At 60.2% G+C, this 24124-nt stretch carries 20 protein-coding genes and 1 pseudogene; 15 read left to right on the top strand and 6 right to left on the bottom strand.

Annotated features, from left to right (window positions below):
- Positions 1–27: 27 nt before the first annotated feature.
- The 12 genes and pseudogenes from argS to QE432_RS21085 all read left to right on the top strand — a co-directional run bounded on the left by argS (position 28) and on the right by QE432_RS21085 (position 14612).
- Positions 28–1786, top strand: a pseudogene (argS, locus tag QE432_RS21140) (arginine--tRNA ligase).
- Positions 1787–1852: 66 nt separating this feature from the next.
- The gene (locus QE432_RS21135; RefSeq protein ID WP_306625539.1) at positions 1853–4858 is read left to right on the top strand and encodes an SPOR domain-containing protein; all 3006 of its coding nucleotides are present in this window, start codon (positions 1853–1855) and stop codon (positions 4856–4858) included.
- Positions 4859–5100: 242 nt separating this feature from the next.
- Entirely contained in the window at positions 5101–6117 is a 1017-nt protein-coding gene (gene nagZ / locus QE432_RS21130; protein ID WP_026330914.1) for a beta-N-acetylhexosaminidase, read from the top strand.
- Positions 6118–6175: 58 nt separating this feature from the next.
- Positions 6176–7024 carry a segregation and condensation protein A gene (locus tag QE432_RS21125; RefSeq protein WP_111790282.1) on the top strand — a complete coding sequence of 283 codons (849 nt, stop codon included), beginning with the start codon at positions 6176–6178 and terminating at the stop codon, positions 7022–7024.
- Entirely contained in the window at positions 7014–7760 is a 747-nt protein-coding gene (scpB, locus tag QE432_RS21120) for an SMC-Scp complex subunit ScpB (protein ID WP_019566157.1), read from the top strand. The genes QE432_RS21125 and scpB overlap by 11 nt, the downstream gene beginning before the upstream one ends.
- A gap of 130 nt (positions 7761–7890) precedes the next feature.
- Complete coding sequence (locus tag QE432_RS21115; RefSeq protein WP_003515599.1) at positions 7891–8097, top strand: twin-arginine translocase TatA/TatE family subunit; 207 nt, start codon at positions 7891–7893, stop codon at positions 8095–8097.
- A gap of 54 nt (positions 8098–8151) precedes the next feature.
- Positions 8152–8880 (top strand): Sec-independent protein translocase protein TatB, encoded by a 729-nt coding sequence (gene tatB, locus QE432_RS21110; protein ID WP_065702450.1) that lies wholly within the window; start codon positions 8152–8154, stop codon positions 8878–8880.
- Positions 8877–9680 (top strand): twin-arginine translocase subunit TatC, encoded by an 804-nt coding sequence (tatC, locus tag QE432_RS21105; protein WP_003515595.1) that lies wholly within the window; start codon positions 8877–8879, stop codon positions 9678–9680. Before tatB ends, tatC begins: the two co-directional genes overlap by 4 nt.
- Before the next feature lie 104 nt (positions 9681–9784).
- Complete coding sequence (gene serS, locus QE432_RS21100) at positions 9785–11068, top strand: serine--tRNA ligase (RefSeq protein WP_065687302.1); 1284 nt, start codon at positions 9785–9787, stop codon at positions 11066–11068.
- 212 nt (positions 11069–11280) lie between these two features.
- On the top strand, positions 11281–12051 hold the full coding sequence (surE, locus tag QE432_RS21095; RefSeq protein ID WP_013636276.1) for a 5'/3'-nucleotidase SurE: 771 nt from the start codon (positions 11281–11283) through the stop codon (positions 12049–12051).
- Between the two features lie 8 nt (positions 12052–12059).
- Positions 12060–12701, top strand: coding sequence for a protein-L-isoaspartate(D-aspartate) O-methyltransferase (locus QE432_RS21090; protein ID WP_029658770.1), 642 nt, complete (start codon positions 12060–12062; stop codon positions 12699–12701).
- A 345-nt stretch (positions 12702–13046) separates the two neighbouring features.
- The gene (locus QE432_RS21085) at positions 13047–14612 is read left to right on the top strand and encodes a LysM peptidoglycan-binding domain-containing M23 family metallopeptidase (RefSeq protein ID WP_306625536.1); all 1566 of its coding nucleotides are present in this window, start codon (positions 13047–13049) and stop codon (positions 14610–14612) included.
- Positions 14613–14802: 190 nt separating this feature from the next.
- Here the strand turns inward: QE432_RS21085 and mobB are convergent, their stop codons facing one another.
- The 5 genes from mobB to moaA form a co-directional block, all read right to left on the bottom strand.
- Positions 14803–15318, bottom strand: a complete 516-nt coding sequence (gene mobB / locus QE432_RS21080) for a molybdopterin-guanine dinucleotide biosynthesis protein B (RefSeq protein ID WP_113291776.1) — start codon at positions 15316–15318, stop codon at positions 14803–14805.
- Positions 15315–15941, bottom strand: coding sequence for a molybdenum cofactor guanylyltransferase MobA (mobA, locus tag QE432_RS21075; protein WP_306625534.1), 627 nt, complete (start codon positions 15939–15941; stop codon positions 15315–15317). Before mobA ends, mobB begins: the two co-directional genes overlap by 4 nt.
- Positions 15938–17137: a multidrug effflux MFS transporter gene (locus tag QE432_RS21070; protein WP_025593627.1), complete on the bottom strand. Its 1200-nt coding sequence runs from the start codon at positions 17135–17137 to the stop codon at positions 15938–15940. Before QE432_RS21070 ends, mobA begins: the two co-directional genes overlap by 4 nt.
- A gap of 1 nt (position 17138) precedes the next feature.
- Entirely contained in the window at positions 17139–18107 is a 969-nt protein-coding gene (locus QE432_RS21065; RefSeq protein ID WP_306625532.1) for a DMT family transporter, read from the bottom strand.
- Positions 18108–18260: 153 nt separating this feature from the next.
- On the bottom strand, positions 18261–19358 hold the full coding sequence (gene moaA / locus QE432_RS21060; protein WP_162633747.1) for a GTP 3',8-cyclase MoaA: 1098 nt from the start codon (positions 19356–19358) through the stop codon (positions 18261–18263).
- Between the two features lie 85 nt (positions 19359–19443).
- Here moaA and QE432_RS21055 point away from each other — a divergent pair, with 85 nt between their 5' ends.
- The 3 genes from QE432_RS21055 (at position 19444) to QE432_RS21045 (ending at position 22507) form a co-directional block, all read left to right on the top strand.
- Complete coding sequence (locus QE432_RS21055; protein ID WP_003515573.1) at positions 19444–19812, top strand: gamma-butyrobetaine hydroxylase-like domain-containing protein; 369 nt, start codon at positions 19444–19446, stop codon at positions 19810–19812.
- A 223-nt stretch (positions 19813–20035) separates the two neighbouring features.
- Entirely contained in the window at positions 20036–21847 is a 1812-nt protein-coding gene (locus tag QE432_RS21050; RefSeq protein ID WP_111796359.1) for a monovalent cation:proton antiporter-2 (CPA2) family protein, read from the top strand.
- Positions 21848–21898: 51 nt separating this feature from the next.
- Positions 21899–22507, top strand: coding sequence for a pyridoxamine 5'-phosphate oxidase family protein (locus QE432_RS21045; RefSeq protein ID WP_306625530.1), 609 nt, complete (start codon positions 21899–21901; stop codon positions 22505–22507).
- Between the two features lie 95 nt (positions 22508–22602).
- Here the strand turns inward: QE432_RS21045 and QE432_RS21040 are convergent, their stop codons facing one another.
- On the bottom strand, positions 22603–23673 hold the full coding sequence (locus QE432_RS21040) for a GGDEF domain-containing protein (RefSeq protein ID WP_306625528.1): 1071 nt from the start codon (positions 23671–23673) through the stop codon (positions 22603–22605).
- Positions 23674–24124: the final 451 nt, after the last annotated feature.

Genomic DNA, 24124 nt, shown 5'->3' with positions numbered 1-24124 from the left:
CAGAAGCCCTTCGCGCAGGTTGGAACGATGAACATTTTTGCCGATTTCGATACCAGGATCAAAAACGCGCTCGAGACTCTCGATCTCGTGAAAGAGAACCGCGAAAAGGTCGATTTCAGTCGAATTACGGTCGAATCCCCGCGCGATCTCAGCCATGGCGATGTCGCAACCAATGCCGCTATGGTTTTGGCGAAGCCGCTCGGCACCAATCCGCGGGCGCTGGCCGAACTCATCGTGCCAGCACTTCAGGCCGATGGCGATGTCGATAGCGTCAACGTCGCCGGTCCCGGCTTCATCAATCTCAAGGTCTCTGTCGGTTACTGGCAGCGTCTTCTTGCCGACATGATCGGGCAGGGCATCGATTTCGGCCGCTCGAAGATCGGCGCGGGCCAGAAGATCAACGTCGAATATGTCTCCGCCAACCCCACCGGTCCTATGCATGTCGGCCATTGCCGTGGTGCTGTCGTGGGTGACACGCTGGCGAACCTGCTCGCCTTCGCCGGTTATGGCGTGACCAAGGAATATTACATCAACGACGCCGGCTCGCAGATCGACGTGCTCGCGCGTTCGGTCTTCCTGCGTTACCGCGAGGCGCTTGGCGAAGATATCGGCGCCATTCCGTCGGGCTTCTACCCCGGTGACTATCTCGTTCCAGTCGGCCAGGCGCTGGCGGATGAATATGGCATCAAGCTGCGCGCCATGCCCGAGGAAAAGTGGCTGCCTATCGTCAAGGACAAGGCGATCGCCGCAATGATGGTGATGATCCGTGAGGATCTGGAGACGCTGAACGTCAAGCACGACGTGTTCTTCTCGGAGCGCACGCTGCATGAGGGCAATGGCGGACCCATTCTCTCGGCCATCAACGATCTCACCTTCAAGGGCCACGTCTACAAGGGCACCTTGCCGCCGCCGAAGGGCGAGTTGCCGGAAGACTGGGAAGACCGCGAGCAGACGCTGTTCCGGTCCACCGAGGTGGGTGACGACATGGACCGCGCGCTGATGAAGTCGGACGGTTCCTACACCTATTTTGCCGCCGACGTCGCCTATTTCAAGAACAAGTTCGATCGCGGTTTTTCCGAGATGATCTATGTGCTCGGCGCCGACCACGGCGGCTATGTGAAGCGGCTTGAAGCGGTTGCGCGCGCCGTCTCGGAAGGCAAGTCGAAGCTGACGGTTCTTCTGTGCCAGCTCGTGAAGCTGTATCGCGATGGCGAGCCGGTGAAGATGTCGAAACGCTCAGGCGATTTCGTCACGCTGCGCGATGTGGTGGACGAAGTAGGTCGCGATCCCGTGCGATTCATGATGCTCTATCGGAAGAATTCCGAGCCGCTGGACTTCGATTTTTGCGAAAGTGACCGAACAATCGAAGGATAATCCGGTCTTTTACGTGCAATATGCGCACGCCCGTTGCATGTCCATCTTCCGTCAGGCGCAGGAAGCGTTTCCGGGTCTTTCGCTCTCGCAGGACGACATGTCGTCTTCCGTTGCTTTGATTAGCGATATCAACGAGTTGCAGCTGGTTGCAAAGCTTGCTGAGTACCCGCGCCTGATCGAATCCGCAGCCCTTGCGCACGAGCCGCACAGGCTTGCTTTTTACCTCTACGATCTCGCCAGTTCCTTCCATGGACACTGGAACAAAGGTAAAGACCATCAGGAATTACGTTTTATTAACGATAAAAACCGAGAATTGAGCATTGCCAGACTCGGGCTGGTGAATGCTGTCGCGAATGTTTTGAAGTCTGGTCTTACGCTTTTAGGAGCGGACGCGCCTGACGAGATGCGATAACATATCACCATTATTTGCTCACAATACGCTGGCAAGAGCTGCAATGCGTAGATGGTGGAACACGTAATGGTCGAAAAAAATGTCGCGTATAACCGGGACGCCCGGTCTGAAGGGTTCGCTGACAACGATCCTCTGGCAGAACTGGCGCGTATCGTCGGTTTCGATGAGCGTCCTTCGCATGCGGGTTCCGAAGCTGCGCCACGCGCCGGCTCTGCGGCAACCCGCCGCGAACCCGAATTCAATCTCGAAGACGAGTTGCTTCGAGAGTTCGAGGTTTACGATGCGCCGCATGCCGATCCGGTCGTTCTTGACCCGGCAAACGATGTGCGTGCGGGCATCCACCCCAGCGACTTCATGCAGCGCGTCGAATCGGTTTTCGCCCGGCGTGAGCCTGAGCTTGCGCCAGCGGACGAACCCGTGTTCGAGGCAAGCCCCGCATCCGAAGTGAGCCAGGAGCCACTTCCCGAGGCCGATCAGGCCTACATTCACAATTACGTCGAGACGTCGACGCAGGACATCCGCGCGGATTTCCGTGATGATGCCGGTGCGGTTGCCGAGGTGTTCGATGTGCATTCGCGCCAATCGCGCCCTGCCGAGCCGGTGGTTTACCAGCAGGCTGCATGGGAAGAGCCGCAGGCTGTCGAGCCGGCTCAAAGCACCTGGCACGCTATGCCTGAGCTTCCGGCCGATGTTTCGAGCAATATTGCGCATTCCGATCAGAGCCATGCGCCTGAGCCGCAGGCTTTCGATCTTGCCGATGAGGTAGAGATCGCCGTCGCCGAAGCGCCTGCACCGATTTCCGTGCGTCCGCCTTCGCATGGTGGCCGTTCTTCGCTGGAATTTTCCAGCCTGCGTCTGCCGCTTGCCAATTTCGGCGCGCGCCGCGATGTTGCGGCAGGTGATCCCAAGCGGATCGAGCCGAGGGCCGGAGCGCTGCCTGCAGCCCGGATCGAGCCACAGGCCGAACCAGTTCCGGCGCCTGAGCCCGTCTTCGTTCAGGCGGAAGAAACCGCACCGACCTTTGCGCCTTCGGTTGCAGAAAAGCCGGTTGAAACAAATCTTTCGCCGATGGACGAGCTGATCTACGGCGTTGCGAAATATTCCATTCCCGGACGCGGCGAAGAGCCTGTCGTTCAGGATGCCCCCATCGCACAGGCTGCGCCTATCGTTCCGGCTGCAAGAGTGGAGCCGCCTTTGGTTGCCACGGCGCCGGTTGCCGCAGCCCCTGTAAAAGCAGCCCCGGTCGTAGCAGCGCCGCCCGTTCAGGAGCCGGACTTTGGGGATTTCGCAGGTTTCAACGACGATGATTTCGAGCTTGCGCTTGATGATCTCGATCTTGACCTCGACCTGTCCGAAATCGCTGCAGCGGAAGTCGCACCTGCGCCTGTGCCGCAGCCCGTTCGCCAGCAGCCGGTCGCTCCGGTAGCGGTTGCCGCCGCGCCGCAGCCGGTGCGGGAACAGCCAGCACCTCAGCCGCGCCCGGCCCCGGTTGCTGCAATTCCGGTAGCCGCCCCTCCGGTTCAGCCGCGTCCGGTTGCAGCCGCACCGCAGCCGGTTGCGCCACAAACGCTGGAAAGCCTGCCTTTCGATCCCTCGCAGATCGGTGAGACGGAAGAACATCCGGAAAATATTACCGAGATGGACGTGCCGGAATTGCCGGTCGGCGTTTTCGAACCCAAGCCTGTCGCCCGTCGTCACGAAGAAGACCTCGATATCGACACCGAGCTCGCAACGCTGTTTGCCCCGGCGGTTGCCGGTGGTCTCGACCGTCACAAACATGCGGAAAACCGGGCTGCTGCCCCGCAGGCGCGTCCTCAGGCACAGGGTCCGGAGGAGGTCGACGAATTTGAGCGGGCGCTGGAAGAAGATTTCCGCCGCTCCATGCAGGAGGCTGCTGCCTCGCGTGGCAATGCGCCGCGCGATGCCGAGAATACCTATGTCGACCATCAGCCGGCCTATCGCGAAGAAGAAGAACGCGGCGGTCGCCGCTGGATCATGCCGGTTGCCGCAGCAATCGGTCTGGTGCTTGTCGGTGGTGGTGTTTACGCGCTGATGTCGGGCGGTTCGTCCGGTGCGGGCTCCAATGGCGCGCCGGTCATCATTTCCGCCGATAACGACCCGATGAAGGTGGTGCCGGAAAATCCGGGTGGCCGCGTCGTGCCCAATCAGGACAAGGCGGTTTACGACCGCGTGGCCGGTGGTAGCGCTGCCGATCCGAAGCAACCGGCGCTGATCTCCAGCAACGAAAAGCCAGTCGATGTGGTCCAGCGTACGCTGATACCCGAACAGCTGCCGCTGGAAGGTGAAAACGACGCGGACATGGAAGCCACCGGCACGCCGGTTGGCGAGACTGAAGATCCGCGGCTGCTTTCGCCGGAAGAAAAGGCCAGCCAGAACGAAGGTGCCGGTGCGACGGGCGTTTCGCCGCGCAAGGTCCGCACCATGATCGTCAAGCCTGATGGTACGCTGGTTGCCCAGGAAGTCGATGCGCCTGCTGCCCAGCCACCGAAAGCCGACAAGGTCGCGGAGCTTGCTGCACCGCAGGCAGCCAAGCCGGGTGAGGGCGCTCCCGCCGTCATCGCCGCTTCGCGTGTTCCGGTTGCGCCTGAACACCCGCAGGCCAATACGCCAGCCGCTTCCTCCACACCGGCCTCGCAGTCGGCTGCGCCCGTTCCTTCGGCGCGTCCGTCTGCACAGCCTTCCAATGTGGTGGCAACGGTGACCAATCAGGGCAACGTCCGTCCTGCTGCAACTGCTCCGGCCCAGCCGCAGGCTGCACAGCAGCAGACAGCCGCCGCCATGCCCGCAGCAACGAGCGCGCCGTCTTCGGGTGGTTATTACATCCAGATCGCGTCCCTGCCGAGCCAAGCGGAGGCCCAGAAGTCCTACCAGAACATGTCGGCCAAGTTCGGTTCGGTCATTTCTGGTCGGGGCGTCGACATCAAGGCCGCTGAGATCGCCGGCAAGGGCACGTTCTACCGCGTCCGCATCCCGGCAGGCGACAAGAACGAAGCCGTGGCGCTGTGCGAAAAGTTCCGCGCAGCTGGCGGCAGCTGCCTGGTGGCGCGCTGATCGCGGCTGATCCGGTTGAGTGAAGATTGGGGCTGCCGTCTAAGGCAGCCCTCGCAGTGGGGAAAGGCTTTCCTCACATTCGACGTCATCCTCGGCCCCGTGCCGAGGATCTGCCAACGTTTCGCCAACCGTTAGGTTGCAGATGCTCGGGAAAGGCCCGAGCATGACGGCGGAGGGGTTGTCGACTTATCCCCGACGCCTTGCGGTATAAGGCCATTTCCCCATTCTGTGAGCGTGACATCATGACCGATTGCAAAGCTATGATCCTCGGATGCGGCGGGCTTACGCTTTCCGCTGACGAGATTGCCCTTTACCGCAATGAGCGGCCCTGGGGTTTCATCCTGTTCGGGCGCAATATCGGTGATGCGCAACAGATTACCGATCTCGTCGCCTCAATGCGCGATGCCGTCGCGCGGCCGGATGCCCCGGTTCTGATCGATCAGGAAGGCGGGCGCGTTCAGCGCATCAAGCCGCCGCTTTTGCAAGCCTATCCGAATGCCCGCATTCTTGGCGAGATATACGAGCGTGACCGGGAGGAAGGCCTGCGCGCGGCGTGGTTGATGTCGCGTCTGCATGCCTTCGATCTCATGAAATTCGGCATCAATATCGATTGCCTGCCGGTGCTCGACGTGCCGGTGGAAGGCGCCAGCAACGTCATTGGCAACCGGGCCTATGGCTACAGCCCGACCATGGTGGCGGAGATGGGGCAGGCGGCGGCTGACGGTCTCAAGGCGGGCGGTATGTTGCCTGTCATGAAACACATGCCGGGCCACGGTCGCGGCATGGTGGATTCGCACCATGAATTGCCTGTTGTCGATGTGCCGCTGGACGAGCTGGACGCCCATGATTTTGTGCCATTCCGCGCGCTGAACCGTGAATTGATGGCGATGAGCGCGCATCTGGTGTTCAACGCCGTCGATCGGGAGCGTCCGGCAACGACCTCGCCAAAGGTGATCGAGGAAATCATTCGTGGGCGAATCGGCTTTGACGGTCTGTTGATGTCCGACGACAGTTCCATGAATGCGCTGAAGGGCACGCTTGGCCAGCGTGCCGCGAATATTGTTGCGGGTGGCTGCGATATAGTCTTGCATTGCAACGGCGTGATGGGTGAAATGCTTGAGGTCGTTAAGGAGGTTCCCGTTCTTTCCGGCCGTTCGCTGGAGCGGGTGCGGGCCGTGGAAGCGGGTTTTCCCGCCGCTGATGCCTCCGACGAAGCTGAACTGAGAGCCGAATTCAACGCCATGTGGGCCGTTTCCTGACAATCGGGCGGCGGCCCGGTACTCGGGACGACAGGCCGGACGCCCGGCGGATGGAACAATGGCAGCAGACAAGTCTCGCACTTCAACGCCTATGGACAAGCTCTGGCAGGATGTGACGCCGGAGCGGCTGACGGGCGAGGCCGGGCTGGTGATCGATGTCGCGGGTTTCGAAGGCCCGCTCGATCTGTTGCTACACCTTGCCCGCACGCAGAAGGTCGATCTGTCGCGCATTTCGGTGCTGGCGCTTGCCGAGCAATATCTGCAATTCGTGGAAACAGCCCGCCGCGTGCGCATCGAGCTTGCGGCCGACTATCTGGTGATGGCGGCCTGGCTTGCCTTCCTCAAGTCCAAGCTTCTCATTCCGCAGCAGGCGAAGGATGACGGCCCCTCCGGCGAAGAAATGGCCGCGACGCTGGCCTTCCGGCTGAAACGTCTGGAGGCGATGCGGGAGGCGGCTGAACGCCTCGTCAACCGCGCCCAGCTTGGCCGCGATATCTTCGCCCGTGGCGCGCCGGAGCATATTCCGCATATCAACCGCTCGGCTTACGAGGCGAACCTATACGATCTCCTGAGTGCGTATGCCAATCTGCGGCAAAGGCAGGCCATCACCCAGGTCACGATTGAAAAGCGGCAGGTCTGGTCGCTTGTGGAAGCCCGGGAACTCCTGAACAGTCTGCTCGGGGATGTCGGCGAGTGGACGGTGCTCGACCAATATCTGCTGCAATATGTGCCTGACCCCGCGATGCGCGTGACGGCAATCGCCAGCGCTTTCGCCGCCTCGCTGGAGCTCGTGCGCGAGGGATCGCTGCAAATCCGGCAGGAGGGCGCGTTCCAGCCCATCTATGTGCGCAGGAGCGAGCGAGATGACCGCGCGCCGAATGCGGAAAGGACTGATAATGACGCATGACGACGAGACCGGCGAAGCCGCCATCGTGGCAGATGGGGCGGCGGATGTGGTTGGGGCCGAGCCCGCGGTATTTTCCGAGCGTCAGCTGAAGGAAGCCGAGCGCATTGCCGAGGCGCTGGTCTTTGCCTCGGCCGAACCGGTTTCAGTTGCCTTCATTGCCGAGCGCCTGCCGCGCGGCATGGATGTCGTTGCCATACTCCACGGGCTGAAGGCGGCTTATGGCGAGCGGGGCGTCAATCTGGTGCAGGTTGGGGGGCAATGGGCGTTCCGCACGGCCGGCGATCTCTCCTTCGTCGTCCATTCTGAGGAAAAGGAACCTAAGAAGCTTTCGCGTGCGGCGCTGGAGGTTCTGGCGATTGTAGCGTATCATCAGCCGGTGACACGCGCCGAAATCGAGGAAATCCGTGGCGTGCAAACCTCACGCGGTACCCTCGATGTGCTGATGGAAGCGGGTTGGGTGCGTTTCAGGGGCCGCAGGCGCACGCCGGGCAGGCCGGTGACGATCGGCACCACGGTGGAGTTTCTCGACCATTTCGGCCTTGAGGAATTGCGGGACTTGCCGGGCCTTGAGGAACTGAAGGGTGCGGGCCTGCTTTCGGGCCGTATTCCTTCCAATTTCGGCGTGCCTTTGCCGATGATGAGCGACGAATTGCGCGAAGACGAAGACCCGATCACGCAGCTCGATCTGGAAGAGTTGGGCCTGCTTGCACCTGGTGGCGGCGATGGCGACGATTGATATCGTCTTCATGCGGATGACAAGGCACGAAAACTTTATGCCCACAGCCTGTTGAAGCAACGATTTGTTGTTTGAAAAAGCCTTTCAAACGTCTTACATCGTCTGAAAGCGAAATTCAGGAGTTTCAGTTATGGGTTCTTTTAGTGTGTGGCATTGGCTGATCGTGCTGGTGATCGTTCTCGTTCTCTTCGGACGCGGAAAGATCCCGGAACTGATGGGCGATGTCGCCAAGGGCATCAAGAGCTTCAAGAAGGGCATGGCTGACGAAGATCAGACTCCGCCGCCGGCCGATGTCAACGCGAAGACTGTTGACCACAAGGCTGACGAGATCAAGTAAGCGGCTTGAACCTGCTTGTTTTGAGACTGGCGCTAGGGTCTCGGGAGCGTTTTGATGTTTGATATCGGTTGGAGCGAGCTTCTGGTGATCGCGGTCGTTTTGATCGTGGTCGTCGGTCCCAAGGACTTGCCGCCCATGATCCGCGCCTTCGGTAAGACGATGGCCGGCCTTCGCAAGATGGCGGGGGATTTCCGCACGCAGTTCGACGAGGCCTTGAAAGAGGCAGACATGGACGATGTGCGGCAGACAATCTCCGATGTGCGCAATCTCAACCCGACCAATTCCCTGCGCGATGCTATGAACCCGCTTCGCCAGCTCGGCAACGAAATCAAGTCCGATCTCCAGAAGGCGACAGCCGCTCCCGATGCGATGTCGTCGACAGCAGCACCTGCAACAAGTGAGCCGGTGGCTCCGCTTGTCAGTGTGCCGGAGCCCGAGATGAAGCTTCCGGATGTGGCGCCTGCGGTCGTTCCCACGCCTTCTGCATCTTCGCCGGTTACTGCGGTTGCTGCTGCGGAGGAAAAGCCGAAGCGTGCGCGTGCGAAATCTGTTGCGACCGTTGAAGCCGAAGCGGTTGCCGCCAAGCCGAAGCGCACCACCCGCAGCAAGCCTGCCGCAGCGCCTGTTGAAGAAGCTGCTGTCTTGAAGCCGACCGTGAAGGCTGTCGCCAAAAAGGTTGCTGTCAGGAAAGCGGCAGCGGAGAAGGCGGTTGCCGTTGCGGATGCCAAGCCGGCCAAACCGGCAAGAACCAAGGCTGCAAAGCCCAAAAAGGATGAAGCATGAGCGGGGACATCGAGGACAAGCCGCAGCCGCTTATCGAACATCTCATGGAGTTGCGCACGCGGCTGATCTGGTCGCTCGGCGCGTTCTTCGTCGCCTTCATCGCCTGTTTCGCCGTTGCCAAGCATCTCTTCAACCTGCTGGTCATTCCCTATAAGTGGGCGGTCATCTGGGCGGGGCTGGATGTGGCGAAATCATCGCTGATCTATACGGCGCCGCAGGAATTCTTCTTCACGCAGATCAAGGTTGCCATGTTCGGTGCCATGGTGATCTCCTTTCCGGTGATTGCCTCGCAGCTCTATAAATTCGTGGCGCCGGGCCTCTACAAGAACGAGCGCGCGGCCTTCCTGCCGTTCCTGATCGCATCGCCGATCCTTTTCCTTATCGGCGCGGCGCTCGTCTATTTCTTCTTCACGCCCATGGTCATGTGGTTCTTCCTCGCCATGCAGCAATTGCCAGTAGATGGCGAGGTGGCGATTTCCCTGATGCCGAAGGTGTCGGAATATCTCAGCCTCATCATGACGCTGGTTTTGTCCTTCGGCCTGGTATTCCAGCTGCCTGTCGTCACCACGCTTCTGGCGCGGGTCGGGATTCTGACCAGCGACTGGCTGCGGGAAAAGCGCAAGTTCGCCATTGTCATGGCCTTCGTGGTTGCGGCCGTGCTGACGCCGCCAGACCCCATGTCCCAGATCGGTCTTGCGCTACCTGCGATCATTCTCTACGAGATTTCCATCTACATGGCTCGACTCGTGGAGAGGAAACGTGCTGCGGAATCCAAAAGCACGGAGCTGGAAGAGACCTGACGCTTCGCCACGGTCTTCCTGCTCATCAAATCTCCTCGCGCCGGGCCTTTCGCCCGGCGTTTTGCTGATAAAACGCGAGCGACCAACAATAGTCTGGAACGACGATGCACGACATTAAATGGATACGCGAAAACCCCGAAGCCTTTGATGCAGCACTTGCACGGCGCGGCGCAGAGCCTGCCGCAAGCAGCCTGATCGCTCTCGACGAAAAGCGCCGTTCCGTCATCCAGTCCCTGCAGGACATGCAGTCGCGTCGCAATGCCGCTTCCAAGGACATCGGCGCCGCCATGGCGCAGAAGAACATGGAGCTGGCGGAAAAGCTGAAAGCGGAAGTCGCCGACATCAAGGAAAACATGCCGCGCGCCGAGGAGGAGGACCGCCAGGTCACCGCCGAGCTTAACGACGCCCTGTCGCGCCTGCCCAACATGCCTTTCGACGATGTTCCTGACGGCAAGGACGAACACGACAATGTGGTGACCCGCGTGGTCGGCCAGAAGCCCGGCTGGAACCATGAAGCAAAGGAGCACTTCGAGATTGGCGAAGCGCTCGGCTACATGGATTTCGAGCGGGCTGCCAAGCTTTCCGGCTCGCGCTTCACCGTGCTGACCAGCCAGCTGGCGCGTCTGGAACGGGCGCTCGGCCAGTTCATGATCGACCTGCACACCTCGGAACATGGCTACACGGAAGTCTCTTCGCCGCTGATGGTGCGTGATGAGGCGATGTTCGGCACCGGCCAATTGCCGAAGTTTTCCGAGGATTTGTTCAAGACCACTGATGGCCGCTGGTTGATCCCGACGGCGGAAGTGACGCTGACCAACCTTGTCTCCGGCGAAATTCTCGAGCAGGAAAAGCTGCCGCTACGCTTCACGGCACTTACGCCGTCCTTCCGTTCGGAAGCGGGCTCTGCCGGCCGCGACACACGCGGCATGCTGCGCCAGCACCAGTTCTGGAAATGCGAACTCGTCTCCATCACCGACGCGGAAAGTGCTGTTGCCGAGCATGAGCGCATGACGGCCTGCGCCGAAGAAGTGCTGAAGCGTCTTGGCCTGCATTTCCGCACCATGACGCTGTGCACCGGCGATATGGGTTTCAGCGCGCGCAAGACCTACGATCTGGAAGTTTGGTTGCCGGGCCAGAACACCTACCGCGAAATTTCGTCCTGCTCCGTCTGCGGCGATTTCCAGGCGCGGCGCATGAATGCGCGTTATCGCGGCAAGGACGACAAGGCGACGAAGTTCGTGCACACGCTGAACGGCTCCGGCACCGCCGTCGGCCGCTGCCTGATCGCGGTTCTCGAAAATTATCTCAACGACGACGGTTCCGTCACAATTCCAGACGTGCTGCTGCCCTATATGGGCGGTCTGACACGGATCGAGAAGGCGGCCTGAGGGAGAGCAGTGTCGTGCTATTGGAAGGAGAATCTTCCAATTACGCCGACGTCATCGTCGGGCCTGTCCCGAGGATCTGCAACCTGTCGATTGATTTAGACGTGATTAGATCCTCGGGACATGCCCGAGGATGACGTTGAGAGAACTGCACACCTCACTGCCGGTGGGGAGGATGCTCCGTCCCGGAAGATATGAAAAGCGGAGAGAGAAACATGCGGATTTTGCTGACCAATGACGACGGTATCCATGCCGAAGGGCTGGCGGTGCTGGAACGTATCGCCCGCACGCTGTCCGATGACGTCTGGATCGTGGCGCCCGAGACCGACCAGAGCGGTCTTGCTCACTCCCTTACTCTCTCCGAGCCGCTGCGGCTGCGCAAGGTTTCCGACAAGCATTTCGCGCTGCGCGGTACGCCGACCGATTGCGTCATCATGGGCATCCGTGAAGTTCTGCCGGAAAAGCCCGATCTCGTACTCTCAGGTGTCAATGCCGGCGCCAATATGGCTGACGATGTCACCTATTCCGGCACGATTGCCGGTGCCATTGAAGGTACGCTGCAAGGGGTACGCTCCTTCGCACTCAGCCAGGCTTTCAGCCATTCCGAAGGCCGCGTCGTGCCGTGGGAGGTGACTGAGACCCATGCGCCGGATCTGCTGCGCAAGCTGATGAATGTGGAATTGCCTGATGGCACCTTCCTCAATCTCAATTTCCCCAATTGCGCACCTGATGATGTGCAGGGTGTCTCCGTTACCGGGCAGGGCAAGCTCGATTTCGGCCTGACGGTAGAAGAACGCCAGGATGGCCGTGGTCTTCCTTACTACTGGCTGCGCTTTGGCGAACGCCTCGGCACCTTCCTCGAGGGCACGGATATCCACGCTTTGAAGCACGGCAAGATTTCGGTCACGCCGCTAAAGCTTGACCTTACGGATTACACGGTCAAGGATCGGGTTGCGCAAGCACTTGGATTCGGAGTCGCCGATTGAAATCCGCAATGGTTGAAAAGGAAGGTTTTGCCGCTCTCGTTCTCCGCTTGCGGGGCGAGGGGATTTCCGATCTCGACCTTTTGACGGCGGTCGAACAGACGCCGCGCTCCAGATTCGTGCCACCGCAATTCGCCGCTGATGCCTATTCCAGCCGTACAATCCCGATCGACTGCGGCGCCTTCATGGAAGGCGCTGACATGGCGGTGAAAATCCTGGCCCGCCTGCAATTGAAGCCGGGCCAGCGCGTGCTGGAAATCGGTACCGGCAGCGGTTTCATGACGGCGATCATCGCGCGCCGGGTGGAGCGGGTCTTTTCGCTGGAGCGATACAAGACACTGGTGCAGCAGGCGCAGAACTGTCTGGACGATCTTTCCATCCGCAATGTCGTCATCCGCCAGGCGGATGGCAGCAACGGTCTGGTCGGCGAGGGCACCTTCGACCGAATCGTCGCCACCGCCGCCTTTACCACCATGCCCCGCTTTTTCGCCGAGCAGATCGTCTCCGGCGGCATGATGATCGCGCCGATCATTCTGGAAGACGGGCGCTGCGTGATGACGCGCTTCTCCAAGACCGGCAGCCGCTTCGAGAAGGAAGAGCTGTTCGAGACGCCCTATCTGCCGCTTGGCAGCCATATTGCCCGGCATTTGTGACAAAATGAAAATATCGAAGGCGATTAATTTTCGTCTTAGAATGTTCTAAATCATCGCAACCAACTGATTTTCCATAATAATATTGTTCAGACATGACGCATGCCGTTTTCGTCATGGTTATCGAAGTGTCAAAAAAGCGCCGAGCGGCTTAACGTTTTAACGGCGTGGTAACACTAACGCGCTTTAATCATAAACATCGACGCATGGTTTTCCCGGGATCGGGAAATGGGCCTTGCAAGAAGTGAAATTTGTGCCGGATCGACCTCGATGCGGCGGGTTGGCGTCAGTGTAGATCGAGTTATGCGTATGAGACATTCGTCTAAAATCGGAAAATCAGTCGCAAAAATGTTCGCAGCGGCATTGCTGGCAAGCGTCGCAACGGGCTGTAGCTCGGATGCAACGCGGTTCAGCGGCCTCTTTTCCAGTGGACCGGATCGGATGACGACAGCGTCAATTCCAGCCCGCCAGGGCGGCGGTGCTTATGGGCAGGCCCCGGTCCCGCAAGGCGACATGAACGGTGGTTATGCCTCTGCGGCACCCCAGGGCGGCTACGCCAATCAGAACATGGCGGCCAACTCCTATCCGTCTTCCGGCGGTTACGGCGGTGGCGTTCAGCCTTCGACGGCCCGTTCGGCTTCGGCCTCTCCGGTGCAGCGCTCCGAGCTGTCGGCTCCGCCGGCGGTGGCAAGCCGCGACCCGTCGACCCGCAACGAAGCCATGGCCCAGCCTTTCCCGTCCGCACAACGACCAGCCGCTCCGTCTCTCGCAGCACCTGCACAGCAGGCTGCCGCTCCCGTCGCCGACAATCTCACCACCGCAACCGTCCGTTCCGACAAGAACGGCTGGCATACGGATGGCGCCTCTTCGGTAACGCTGCGTCCGGGTGAAAGCATCGCGACTATCTCCAACCGCTACGGCGTTCCCGAAAAGGAACTGCTGCGGGTCAACGGTCTGAAAACCGCGGCGTCCGCGCAGGCTGGCCAGTCGATCCTTATTCCGAAATTCGGTCAGGTCCGCAATGCCGCCAAGGCTGCGGCTGGTGACATTGCGCTCAACCGCAACGGCGACGAGCCGAACCCGCTGCGTGGTCCAGACCAGAAGGTAGCCGTGCTTCCCTCGCAGAGTGTTGCCCGCGACAAGGTTTCGGCTGAAAACGGCAAGCTCACACCTCCCGGTGGCAAGCCTATGCCGCCAGCCGGTGGTTACAAGGTTCAGCCGGGCGACAGCCTGGCAAAGATCGCCCGTGAAAACGGCGTTTCGGTTGCAGCCCTCAAGGCCGCGAACGGCATTTCCACCGAAAGCATCCGTGTCGGCCAGACACTCGCCATGCCGGGTGCTTCGACCGACGCCATTAAGACAGCCTCCGTACCCGCAAAGGAAGCGGCCAAGGCAGTGGAAACCGCATCCGCCAAGCCGGAACCCTACAAGGCTCCTGCCGCAGCTGCGACCGTACCGCCCGCTCCTGCCGCAACGGCAAGCGTCGGCGATATCGAGAAGAAGTCCGATATGGCCTCGCTCGCTCCGGAATCCACGGGCATCGGCAAATATCGCTGGCCGGTTCGTGGCGCCGTCATCAACAATTTCGGCGACAACGTCGAAGGCAGCCGCAACGATGGCATCAACATCTCCGTTCCGGAAGGCACGCCGATCAAGGCCGCCGAAAACGGTGTGGTCATCTATGCGGGCAATGGCCTTAAGCAGCTCGGCAATACGGTTCTCGTCCGTCATGACGACGGTAAGGTCACCGTTTACGGCAACGCCGCCAATCTCGACGTGCAGCGCGGCCAGAAGGTTCAGCGCGGCCAGACCATTGCCACGTCAGGCATGACTGGCAGCGCCAAACGTCCTCAGGTTCACTTCGAAGTTCGCAAGGATGCGACGCCGGTGAACCCCTCCGGTTTCCTTGAATAGGTATTGCGTCTCAAGGAATGATGAAGCCGGGCCGAACGCCCGGCTTTTTCATTTTTGGGGGTAGGCCAAACGTCCTCACACATTCGACGTCATCCTCGGGCTTGACCTGAGGATCCATGGTGCGGTCGGTTTGCGGGCCCTCGGGTCAAGCCCGAGGATGACGGAGGAGAAGAGTTTGCCGAAACGGCAGTTACGCCCTCACCAACCCAACCGTCTTCTCGATGAAGTCCGCAATCGTGGCGGTATCGTCGAGGTCGAAGACGGGAAGAGTGGTGTCGGTCACCGCGTGATCGGCGGCAATTGCGATGATGTGCGGATCGCTTCCGGCAAGCGGTTCGGTCTTGGCAGCTTCCAGCCGTCGCGCCTCGATCTTCGGCACCGGCTCGTATTTGTAACCCTCGATCAGTACGAGATCGCAAGGGGCGAGGCGGGCGAGGATTTCCTCGAAGGACGGTTCGGCTTCGCCGCGCAATTCATGCATGATGGCAAAGCGGGTGCCGGAGACGATGGTGACCTCGTGCGCGCCCGCCTGACGGTGACGCCAGCTATCGGCGCCGACCTTGTCGATATCGAAATCATGATGGGCATGCTTGATGGTCGAGATCCGATAGCCGCGCGCCGTCAGCTCGGTGACGATGCGGACCGCAAGGCCGGTCTTGCCCGAGTTTTTCCAGCCGGCAATACCGAAGACCTTTTGGCTCATCATGGTTCCATGCTCTCCAGATAGCTTCGAGCGAGCGCCAGTTCATCCGGCGTGTTGATGTTGAAGAACGGATCGAGGCTGCCCTTGGCCGTTTCAAGCGGCGGGAAGGCGATACCGATCGTGACGTGTCGTGCAAGATAGGCGCGGATGCGCCGGTTTGCATCGTTCTTCAGCCATTCCTCCAGATCGTCCGAGAGCGCCACGGGCCATAGTGCGAAAACCGGGTGCAACTGGCCGCTGGAGGCGGCGATGACGATTGCGTCTTCGGCCATGTGTTCGCAGAGGCGGTCGACGAGATCTTCGGGAAAGAACGGGCTGTCGGCGGGCACTGTCAGGAAGTGGCTTTTCCGGGCGTGATGGTTCTGGAAATGCCGCATGCCGGCGAGAACGCCAGCGAGCGGCCCGGCATGGCCGTTCACGGTGTCAGGCAGCAACGGCAGGCCAAAGCTTTCGGCCCAGCCATTCGCGGCATTGATGGTGACATCTGACACCTGTGGCGCGATGCGGCGCACGACATGGGAAAGCAGCGGTTCGTCGCCCAGCATCACGGTCGCCTTGTTGGTGCCCATCCGTCGCGACAGGCCGCCGGCAAGCACAAGACCGGGTATTTCAAATCGCGCCGTCATTGCCGCTTTTCCTGCAGCCTTACAATATAGGTGGTGAGGAGGGCGACAAGGCCGGTCGCCAGCATCACGAGAAGAAGCGGCCAGGTTCCGTCCTCTTTGGACAGAACAGACGAGGCAAGCACGGAAAGTGCCGCACCGCCGCCGATGGTCATGGCGCCGCCAAGACCGGAGGCGGAGCCTGCCAGATGTGGTTGGACGCTGACCATGCCTGCATTGGCACTTGGCAGGGTCACACCGTTTCCGACACCAATGAGCGCAAGCGGCACGAAAAACGCATAGGGGCTTTCCGCCCCGGTAGAGATCAGCGCTATGGCTGCGACAATGCCGGCGATGGCGACGACATTGCCCGACAGCATCATGCGGGTGATGCCGATCTGGCTCGCATAACGGCCGGAGACGAAGTTGCCCAGCATGTAGCCGCTGGCCATGAAGAAGAATTGCAGGCCGAGCATGGCCGGGGCAAGGCCATAAAGCACGCTGCCGACGAAGGGGGCGCCGCCGAGAAACGAAAAGAACATGCCCGACGAGAAGGTCGAGGTCAGCGCATATCCCCAGAAGAGTGGCGAGCGCAGAAGTTCCGGCCAGGCGTGGAACTGCTGCGAGAAGCTTGCCGATCTGTTGTGATTGGTTTCGCCGAGATCAAACCAGGCGAGCACCAGAATGCCGACCCCGAGCAGGGCAAGAAGCGCAAAGCTGGACTGCCAGCCGGAGATATCGTTGAGCAGACCGCCAACCGTGGGGCCGACCATCGGCACCACTGACATGCCCATGGTCACATAGCCGATCATCGAAGCGGCTTGTTCCATCGGCACCATGTCGCGCACGATGGCGCGCGCCAGCACGAAGCCGGAAACGACGGCCGCCTGCGCCACACGCCCGAACATGAAGACGGTGATATCTGGCGCCAGCATGCAGACGAGCGTGGCGACGATCATCATCGCGATGCTGGCAAGCATGACGGGCCGGCGTCCGAAAAGATCGGATAGCGGGCCGATGAGGAGTTGCAGGCAGGCGGTGGCGGCGAGATAGCCGGACACGGCAAATTGCATCACGGCGTAATCGGTCTCGAAATGGAGCGCCATCGCTGCAAGCGAGGGCAGGAACAGGTTCATGCAAAGCGCCGCGACGCCGGCGATAACGACGAGCGTGATGATGTGGGGCGGGGTGGTGCGATCCAGAAAGCGGGCGTTTTTCATGTCATTCTCCCGCTTTTTCCTTAAAGGCAGCTTTCGTTACGGAAGCTGGCCGCACGGTGGTCGCGGCAGTGGGCGTGGCGGCAGAGCGCTTGGCCATCTGCGAGCGCTTGCGCAGGCTTTCACGGTAGAAGGTGTAGAGGCCCGAGCCGATGACGATCATGGCGCCGACGATCGTGAAGCTGTCGATCTTTTCGTTGAAGAAGAACACGCCGATCATGAAACCCCAGAGCAGGCTGGTGTAACGGAACGGCGCGACGAAGGAGATTTCGCCGGTTCGCATTGCCAGAATGATTGCCTGGTAACCGACCAGCACCAGAACGGCAGAACCGGCCAGATGCGACAGGATCATGAAGTTCATGGGCTGCCAGCCGCCGAAGGGCTGGATCAGCAGGCCACCCACCGCCATGTTGACGGAGGCGGTAACGAAGGTGACGGCAAGCGAGGGGACATCCGCATACATCTTGCGGGTCAGAAGATCACGCGCGGCGGTGACCGCAAGCGAGGCGACGACCAGCAGCGCGCCTGAGGTGAAGCCTTCCGGGCCGGGCCGGATGATGACGAGCACGCCAATGAAGCCGACGATGATCGCCGCCCAGCGCCGCCAGCCGACGGGCTCGCGCAGGAACAGTGCGGCACCCAGCGTGACGATCAGCGGCAGGGACTGCAATATGGCCGAGGCGTTGGAAAATTCTATGAGTCCGAGCGCCGTCAGATAGAGAACGGCGGCTGTCACTTCGCAGAGACAGCGCAGGATGATGATGGGGCGCATCAGGGTTTTCAGCGGCCGGAGCGCGCCGAAGTGCCGGGCGGCAATATAGATCAGCACCACCGTCATGATGCCGCGCACGAACATGATCTGGCCGGTATTGATGTAGGGGGTGACGGATTTCGTCAGGGCGTCGTTGGCCGTAAAGCTTGCCATGGCGAGCGCCATCAGAAGGGCGCCGCGCGTATTGTCCGTCAATGCCATTTCATACTGTCCCAGACCATGCACAGCCTAACCCCAAATTCCTCTCAGGGGTCGCCCGCCGGGCGGGACCGCGCATTCCTCCATGCCAAGAGACCTGACACGGCCAAGCCGGCATTTCAACCGCTTAAATGGGTGGGTGGACGAGAAACAGGTTCAGCCGCCGGTCACACTCATATGGCGGGCGACAGCGGGGCGCTTGTGGGTGCGGTCAATGATGAAATCATGCCCTTTCGGCTTGCGCAAAATGGCCTCGTCTATGGCGCCCGAGAGATAGGCGTCGCTGTCGGAAGCGCGCAGCGCCGTGCGAAGGTCGGCGGCATCGTCCTGCCCGAGACACATATAGAGCGTGCCGGTGCAGGTGAGGCGGACGCGGTTGCAGCTTTCGCAGAAATTATGGGTCATGGGTGTGATGAAACCGAGCCTGCCGCCGGTTTCCTTCACCGTCACGTAGCGGGCAGGGCCGCCGGTCTGGTAGTCGTTGTCAACAAGCGTGAAGCTTTGTTCCAGATCGGCGCGCAGCCTGGAAAGCGGTAGGTAGCGATCGGTGCGATCTTCCTCGATCTCGCCCATCGGCATGGTCTCGATAACAGTCAGGTCCATACCGCGACCATGGGCGAAACGCATCAGCTCGGGAATTTCAGTCTCGTTGAAGTCCTTCAGCGCGACGGCATTGAGCTTGATCTTGATGCCGGCGGCCTGCGCGGCATCCAGCCCTTCCATCACACGGTCGATATCGCCCCAGCGGGTGATCTCGCGGAATTTCTGCGGGTCCAGCGTATCGAGCGAGACGTTGATGCGCCGCACGCCGCAATCGGCGAGTTCAGCGGCGAATTTCGCAAGCTGCGAACCGTTGGTGGTCAGCGTCAGCTCATCCAGCGCGCCGGTGCCAATATGGCGGCCGAGGTTCCTCACCAGCATCATGATGTTCTTGCGCACCAGCGGCTCGCCGCCGGTCAGCCTCAGCTTGCGCACGCCCCGTTGAATGAAGACGGAACAGAGCCGGTCGAGTTCCTCCAGCGTCAGAAGGTCCTTCTTCGGCAGGAAGGTCATGTGTTCGGACATGCAGTAGGTACAGCGGAAATCGCAGCGGTCTGTCACGGAAACGCGCAGATAGGTTATGGACCGGCCGAAAGGGTCCACCATCGGTGCATTGTTTTCCGTCAGGGACTGCGCTCTTTCGAGCGATCCGGGGAAACTGTTCACGTCTCCGTCCTCACTGCGCGATGCGCCGGGCACAAGATTGCCGGGCATGTGCTTTACAGGTGATGTAGTGACTTGCCTATCGCGAGGCAAGTCCGTAATTCTGACGCATAAGACGAGCTTGCGGAAGTGAAAAATGAGTGATGCCTGGCCGACTGAACTGCTTGTGTCGAAAGACCGGCGGCAACTGACCGTTTCCTTCGATGATGGAAGCGTCTATCGGCTCGGTGCCGAGATGCTGCGCGTGCTTTCACCCTCCGCGGAAGTGCAGGGCCACGGGCCGGGCCAGAAGGTCACTGTTCCCGGCAAGCGCAACGTGACGATCCGCTCCATGATGGCGACGGGCAATTATGCCGTGCGCATCGTCTTCGACGACGGCCATGACAGCGGCATCTTCACCTGGAGATATCTGAAGGAACTGGGAGAGACCGGCGACGCATCGTTTGCCGATTATGAGCGACAGCTCGCCGAAAAGGGCTTGAGCAGGGAACCGCTATCCCGGTAGGCGGGCGCAAGGCCTGCGGACACTCCCCACCCCTCATTCCTGTGACAAGCACGGGAATGAGGGGAGAAGGGCAGCGGCATCTCAAGCCCGCATGCCTTATGGACAAATAACCCGTTGAATCTGCGCATCGTCCATCTGTAAAATCATTTTCGATTTTCATACTGATGCGCTAGGAAGTGAGGGAGGGAACACCCTCGTTCTATCAATTTAAACGGGGTGATGTGTGGCGGTCGAAGCGAACGGGAATGATCTGGCCCAGGTGGTCGTGCTTTTGGCGGCGGGCGTGGTGGCCGCGCCGATTTTCAAGCGCATCGGCCTCGGTTCGGTGCTGGGTTATCTGGCCGCCGGTCTGGTGATCGGGCCATATGGCTTCGGTTTCTTCTCCGATTCGCAGGCGATCCTTCATATCGCCGAACTCGGCGTGGTGATGTTCCTGTTCATCATCGGCCTTGAAATGCAGCCGTCACGGCTGTGGTCCATGCGGCAGGATATTTTCGGGCTTGGCGCGCTGCAGGTGCTGGTCTGTATGGCGGGTCTGACGATGGTTGGCGTCAGTCTCGGCTTTCCGCTCATCATGTCATTTGTCGCCGGTACCGGCTTCGTGCTGACTTCCACGGCAATCGTCATGCAGATGCTGCAGGAACGCAACAGCATGTCCAGCCTAAAGGGCCAGCGCATCATCGCCATCCTGCTGTTTGAGGATCTCGCCATCGTGCCGCTTCTGGCGCTCGTTGCCTTCCTCGGTGCTGGTGGCGAGCACGTCACACAGTCGGAGCGCTGGATTTCCGTCGGCATCGCGCTCGCCGCCGTCGGCGCGCTCATTCTGGCCGGGCGTTATCTTCTCAACCCGTTCTTCCGCCTGCTGGCGGCGTCCGGTGCGCGCGAGGTAATGACGGCCGCCGCTCTGCTCGTGGTGCTCGGTTCGGCGCTGTTGATGCAGGTCAGTGGTCTTTCCATGGCGATGGGCGCGTTTCTGGCTGGTGTGCTCCTGTCCGAATCGTCGTTCCGCCATCAGCTGGAAGCGGATATCGAGCCGTTTCGCGGCATTCTGCTCGGCCTGTTCTTTCTTGGCGTCGGCATGGCGATCGATCTTGCCGTCATTGCATCGAACTGGCAGCTCGTGGTCGTCAGCGTCGCAGGTTACATGCTGCTCAAGGCATTCCTGATCTACGGCGTGGCGCGGGCGCTCGGCACCACCAGGCGCGAAAGCCTGGAGCGGGCTGTGTTGATGGCGCAGGGTGGCGAATTCGCCTTCGTGCTCTATTCCGCCGCTGTCAGCGCCGGCATCCTCGACCGCGAAGCCAACGCCATCCTGACGGCGACCATCATCATCTCGATGGTGCTGACGCCGCTGATGGTCATTCTGCACGACCGGCTGGTGCCGGCGGCCGTTCCCAAGACCGATGATCTCGATGTGCCGGAAAATGTCGAGGGCAGCATTCTGCTGATCGGTTTCGGGCGTTTCGGCCAGATTGTCAGCCAGCCGCTTCTCGCGCGTGGCTACACGCTGTCGCTGATCGACAAGGATGCCGACTTTGTGCGCGATGCTGCGGAATTCGGTTTCAAGGTCTATTATGGCGACGGCTCACGCGCGGAAATCCTGCATGCCGCCGGGGCAAGCACCGCGCGTGCGGTGCTGATCTGCGTCGATGACAAGGAAGCCGCTGTGCGGATCGCGGAGATCGTCAAGCACGAGTTTCCGCTGGTTCCCGTTCTTGCCCGTGCCTATGACCGTGGCCACGCAATCGATCTTGTGAAGGCCGGCGTGGATTACCAGATCCGCGAGACGCTGGAATCGGCGATGAATTTCAGCGAGGAAGTGCTTGGCGCCATGGGCGAGGAGCGGGAAGATGCTGCCCGCTTGGTGGAGGAATTCCGCGACCGCGACGAGGAACGTTTCGCGATGGAAGTCGTCGGCGGCATTTATGCGGGCCGGTCGCTGATCCGCGGCAATGCCCAGCCGGCGGACCTCGTTGCTGCACGCACCGCGCGCGAACGGGCGGAGCGGGAAAAAGCGGAAGCGGCAGAGGAATAACGCGCCCTGATTTATGGGGGGGCAGATTGATTGCAGGAGTTGGAGCGGACAATGACGGTCATTCGCACGGTTGAGGAATTGAAGGCCATTTACGATGGCACAAGCGAGGCATCTATCGCGAAGGTGACAGCCACGCTGACCGCCGAATACCGGCAGATGATCGAGGCTTCGCCATTTCTGGCGCTGGCGACTGTCGGGCCGGAAGGCATGGACTGTTCGCCGCGCGGCGACAAGGGCGGTGTGGTAAGGGTGGCCGACGACAGGACGGTGCTTTTGCCCGACTGGCGCGGCAACAACCGCGTCGATTCGCTTTTGAACATCGTCCGCGATCCACGCGTGGCGCTGATGTTCCTGATCCCGGGCTCGAATACAACGATGCGCATCAACGGCCGCGCTGTCGTTTCGGTCGCACCCGATCTGCTGCAAAGCTTCGAAATGGACGGAAAACACCCGCGCACCGTCATTGTGGTCGAAATCGACGAGGTCTATTTCCAGTGCGCGAGGGCCTTGATGCGTTCGGAACTGTGGAACCCCGACAACTTCGTGGAACCCGCGTCACTGCCCACACCCGGCAGCCTGCTCAAAGCCGCCAAGGCGGAGTTCGATCAGGAGACTTATGACCGCGAATGGGTGGTTCGGGCGGCGAAGACCATGTGGTGACATGTGTTTTGCCGCAGCAACAGTGCGCACGTAACAGCGCGTGGGGGCGGAGGGAGCACTGCATTTAATATGCTCCCTAACCGGCGCTATCCTTCTCACGTCCGATAAATCAGCCAGTTCTTGCCGATATAGTTCTTCTGCATGCCGTCCTCGTAAATGACGGAACGGTTCCTGCCGGTTTCCTTGGCGTGGTAAAGTGCCATATCGGCATGTCCGTAAAGTTCGCCCGGATTGTTTGCCTGCGAGGCGGAGGCGAAGCCGATCGAGATCGTCACCGTACCGTAGTCGGCGCCCGATCGTGAATTGCGGAACGGTGTGCTTTCCAGCGACAGGCGGATGCGCTCACAGATCACCATGACTTCTTCCGGCGTGTTGCCATCAAGAATGATGGCGAATTCCTCGCCGCCGCTTCTGGCGACGAAGCCGTCCTTGCGGACATTGGCGCGGATGACGGAGGCGACGGTGGCCAGTATCTTGTCGCCGACCGGGTGGCCGAACGTATCGTTGATCCGCTTGAAATAGTCGATGTCGAGCAGGATGAGCGTCGTATATTGCAGGCCGATGGAGCTGTTGTAGACGGAGGCCAGCCTGTCATCGAAAGCGCGACGGTTGGAAAGGCGCGTCAGCGAATCGGTATTGGCGATGCGCTTATATTCATCCAGCTCCAGACGCACCTGTTGCATTTCCTCGGCATGGCGGTTGACGTCGTTGAACGCCTTTTCGCCATCGATGATTTTCGAGCCGGTGGCCTCGGCCAGCAGCGCAACCGCATTTTTCAGGATATTGGTGCTCGATACGGTCTTGTCGTCAATGCGCTGACGGGTCTCGCCGAGAATTCTGTTGTAGTTCTCGATGGAGGACTGTTCGCGCCTCAGCGTTCCGAGAAGCGCCTCCAGTTCACGCCGCAGCTTCTCGTGCGCGTCGTCGATCGAGGCGATGGGATTGCCTTCCCCGTACCGCGTGGACAGTTCGTCCAGATCCTCCTGCGTCACCCGGTTTCCCAGTGCCGCCAGATCCCTCGTCAGCGCCGGGTTCGAGCCGATATAGGCTTCGTAAAAAAGGCTGTAGTTGCGCGGGATCGGCGACACACCCATGCTCCGCATGGCGTAGGCAATCTGCCCGGCGATGTCGGGCCCCGTGGATTTGGGCGTGGATGCCGTGTTCATCAAGAAACTCCAGTGAGTCTGCTTATCGACTATGATTATTATTATGTAGGCCGTTTTGAAAAGCTTAATTTATGGGAAACTAATTTTTGTTCCCTGAAATTTGATCTTCGGCAATTTTTATCTTATTTAGCTGATAATTATAAGTAATTCTCATTTCGAGGAAGTTCCGGAGTTTTTTGATTTCTACTGCTTGTCTTGGTGCCAGCTTCGTATTTATTCTGTCAATCCCGATAGTGATTTTAGGGTGATTTATTTCGGCACAACAACGCAGGGTGATAATCGGGAGATGGTTGAGGCACGGAGTTTTTCATCTGGCAAGATGCCGCTTATAAGCAACGAACTTCTTCGCGCATGTCCGGATACAGCAACGTTACAGTTTTTATTACGTCGTCTCAACAGGAGTGGCTGCAGCCCGTCTCATTTCTGTGACTACTTGCGGTGGAAATTGCGC

Origin of the sequence: Agrobacterium sp. SORGH_AS_0745, from assembly GCF_030818995.1 — a bacterium.
Taxonomy (GTDB): domain Bacteria; phylum Pseudomonadota; class Alphaproteobacteria; order Rhizobiales; family Rhizobiaceae; genus Agrobacterium; species Agrobacterium tumefaciens.
Note: the sequence above shows the minus strand (reverse complement) of the source record. Positions and strands in the feature narration are given on the sequence as shown.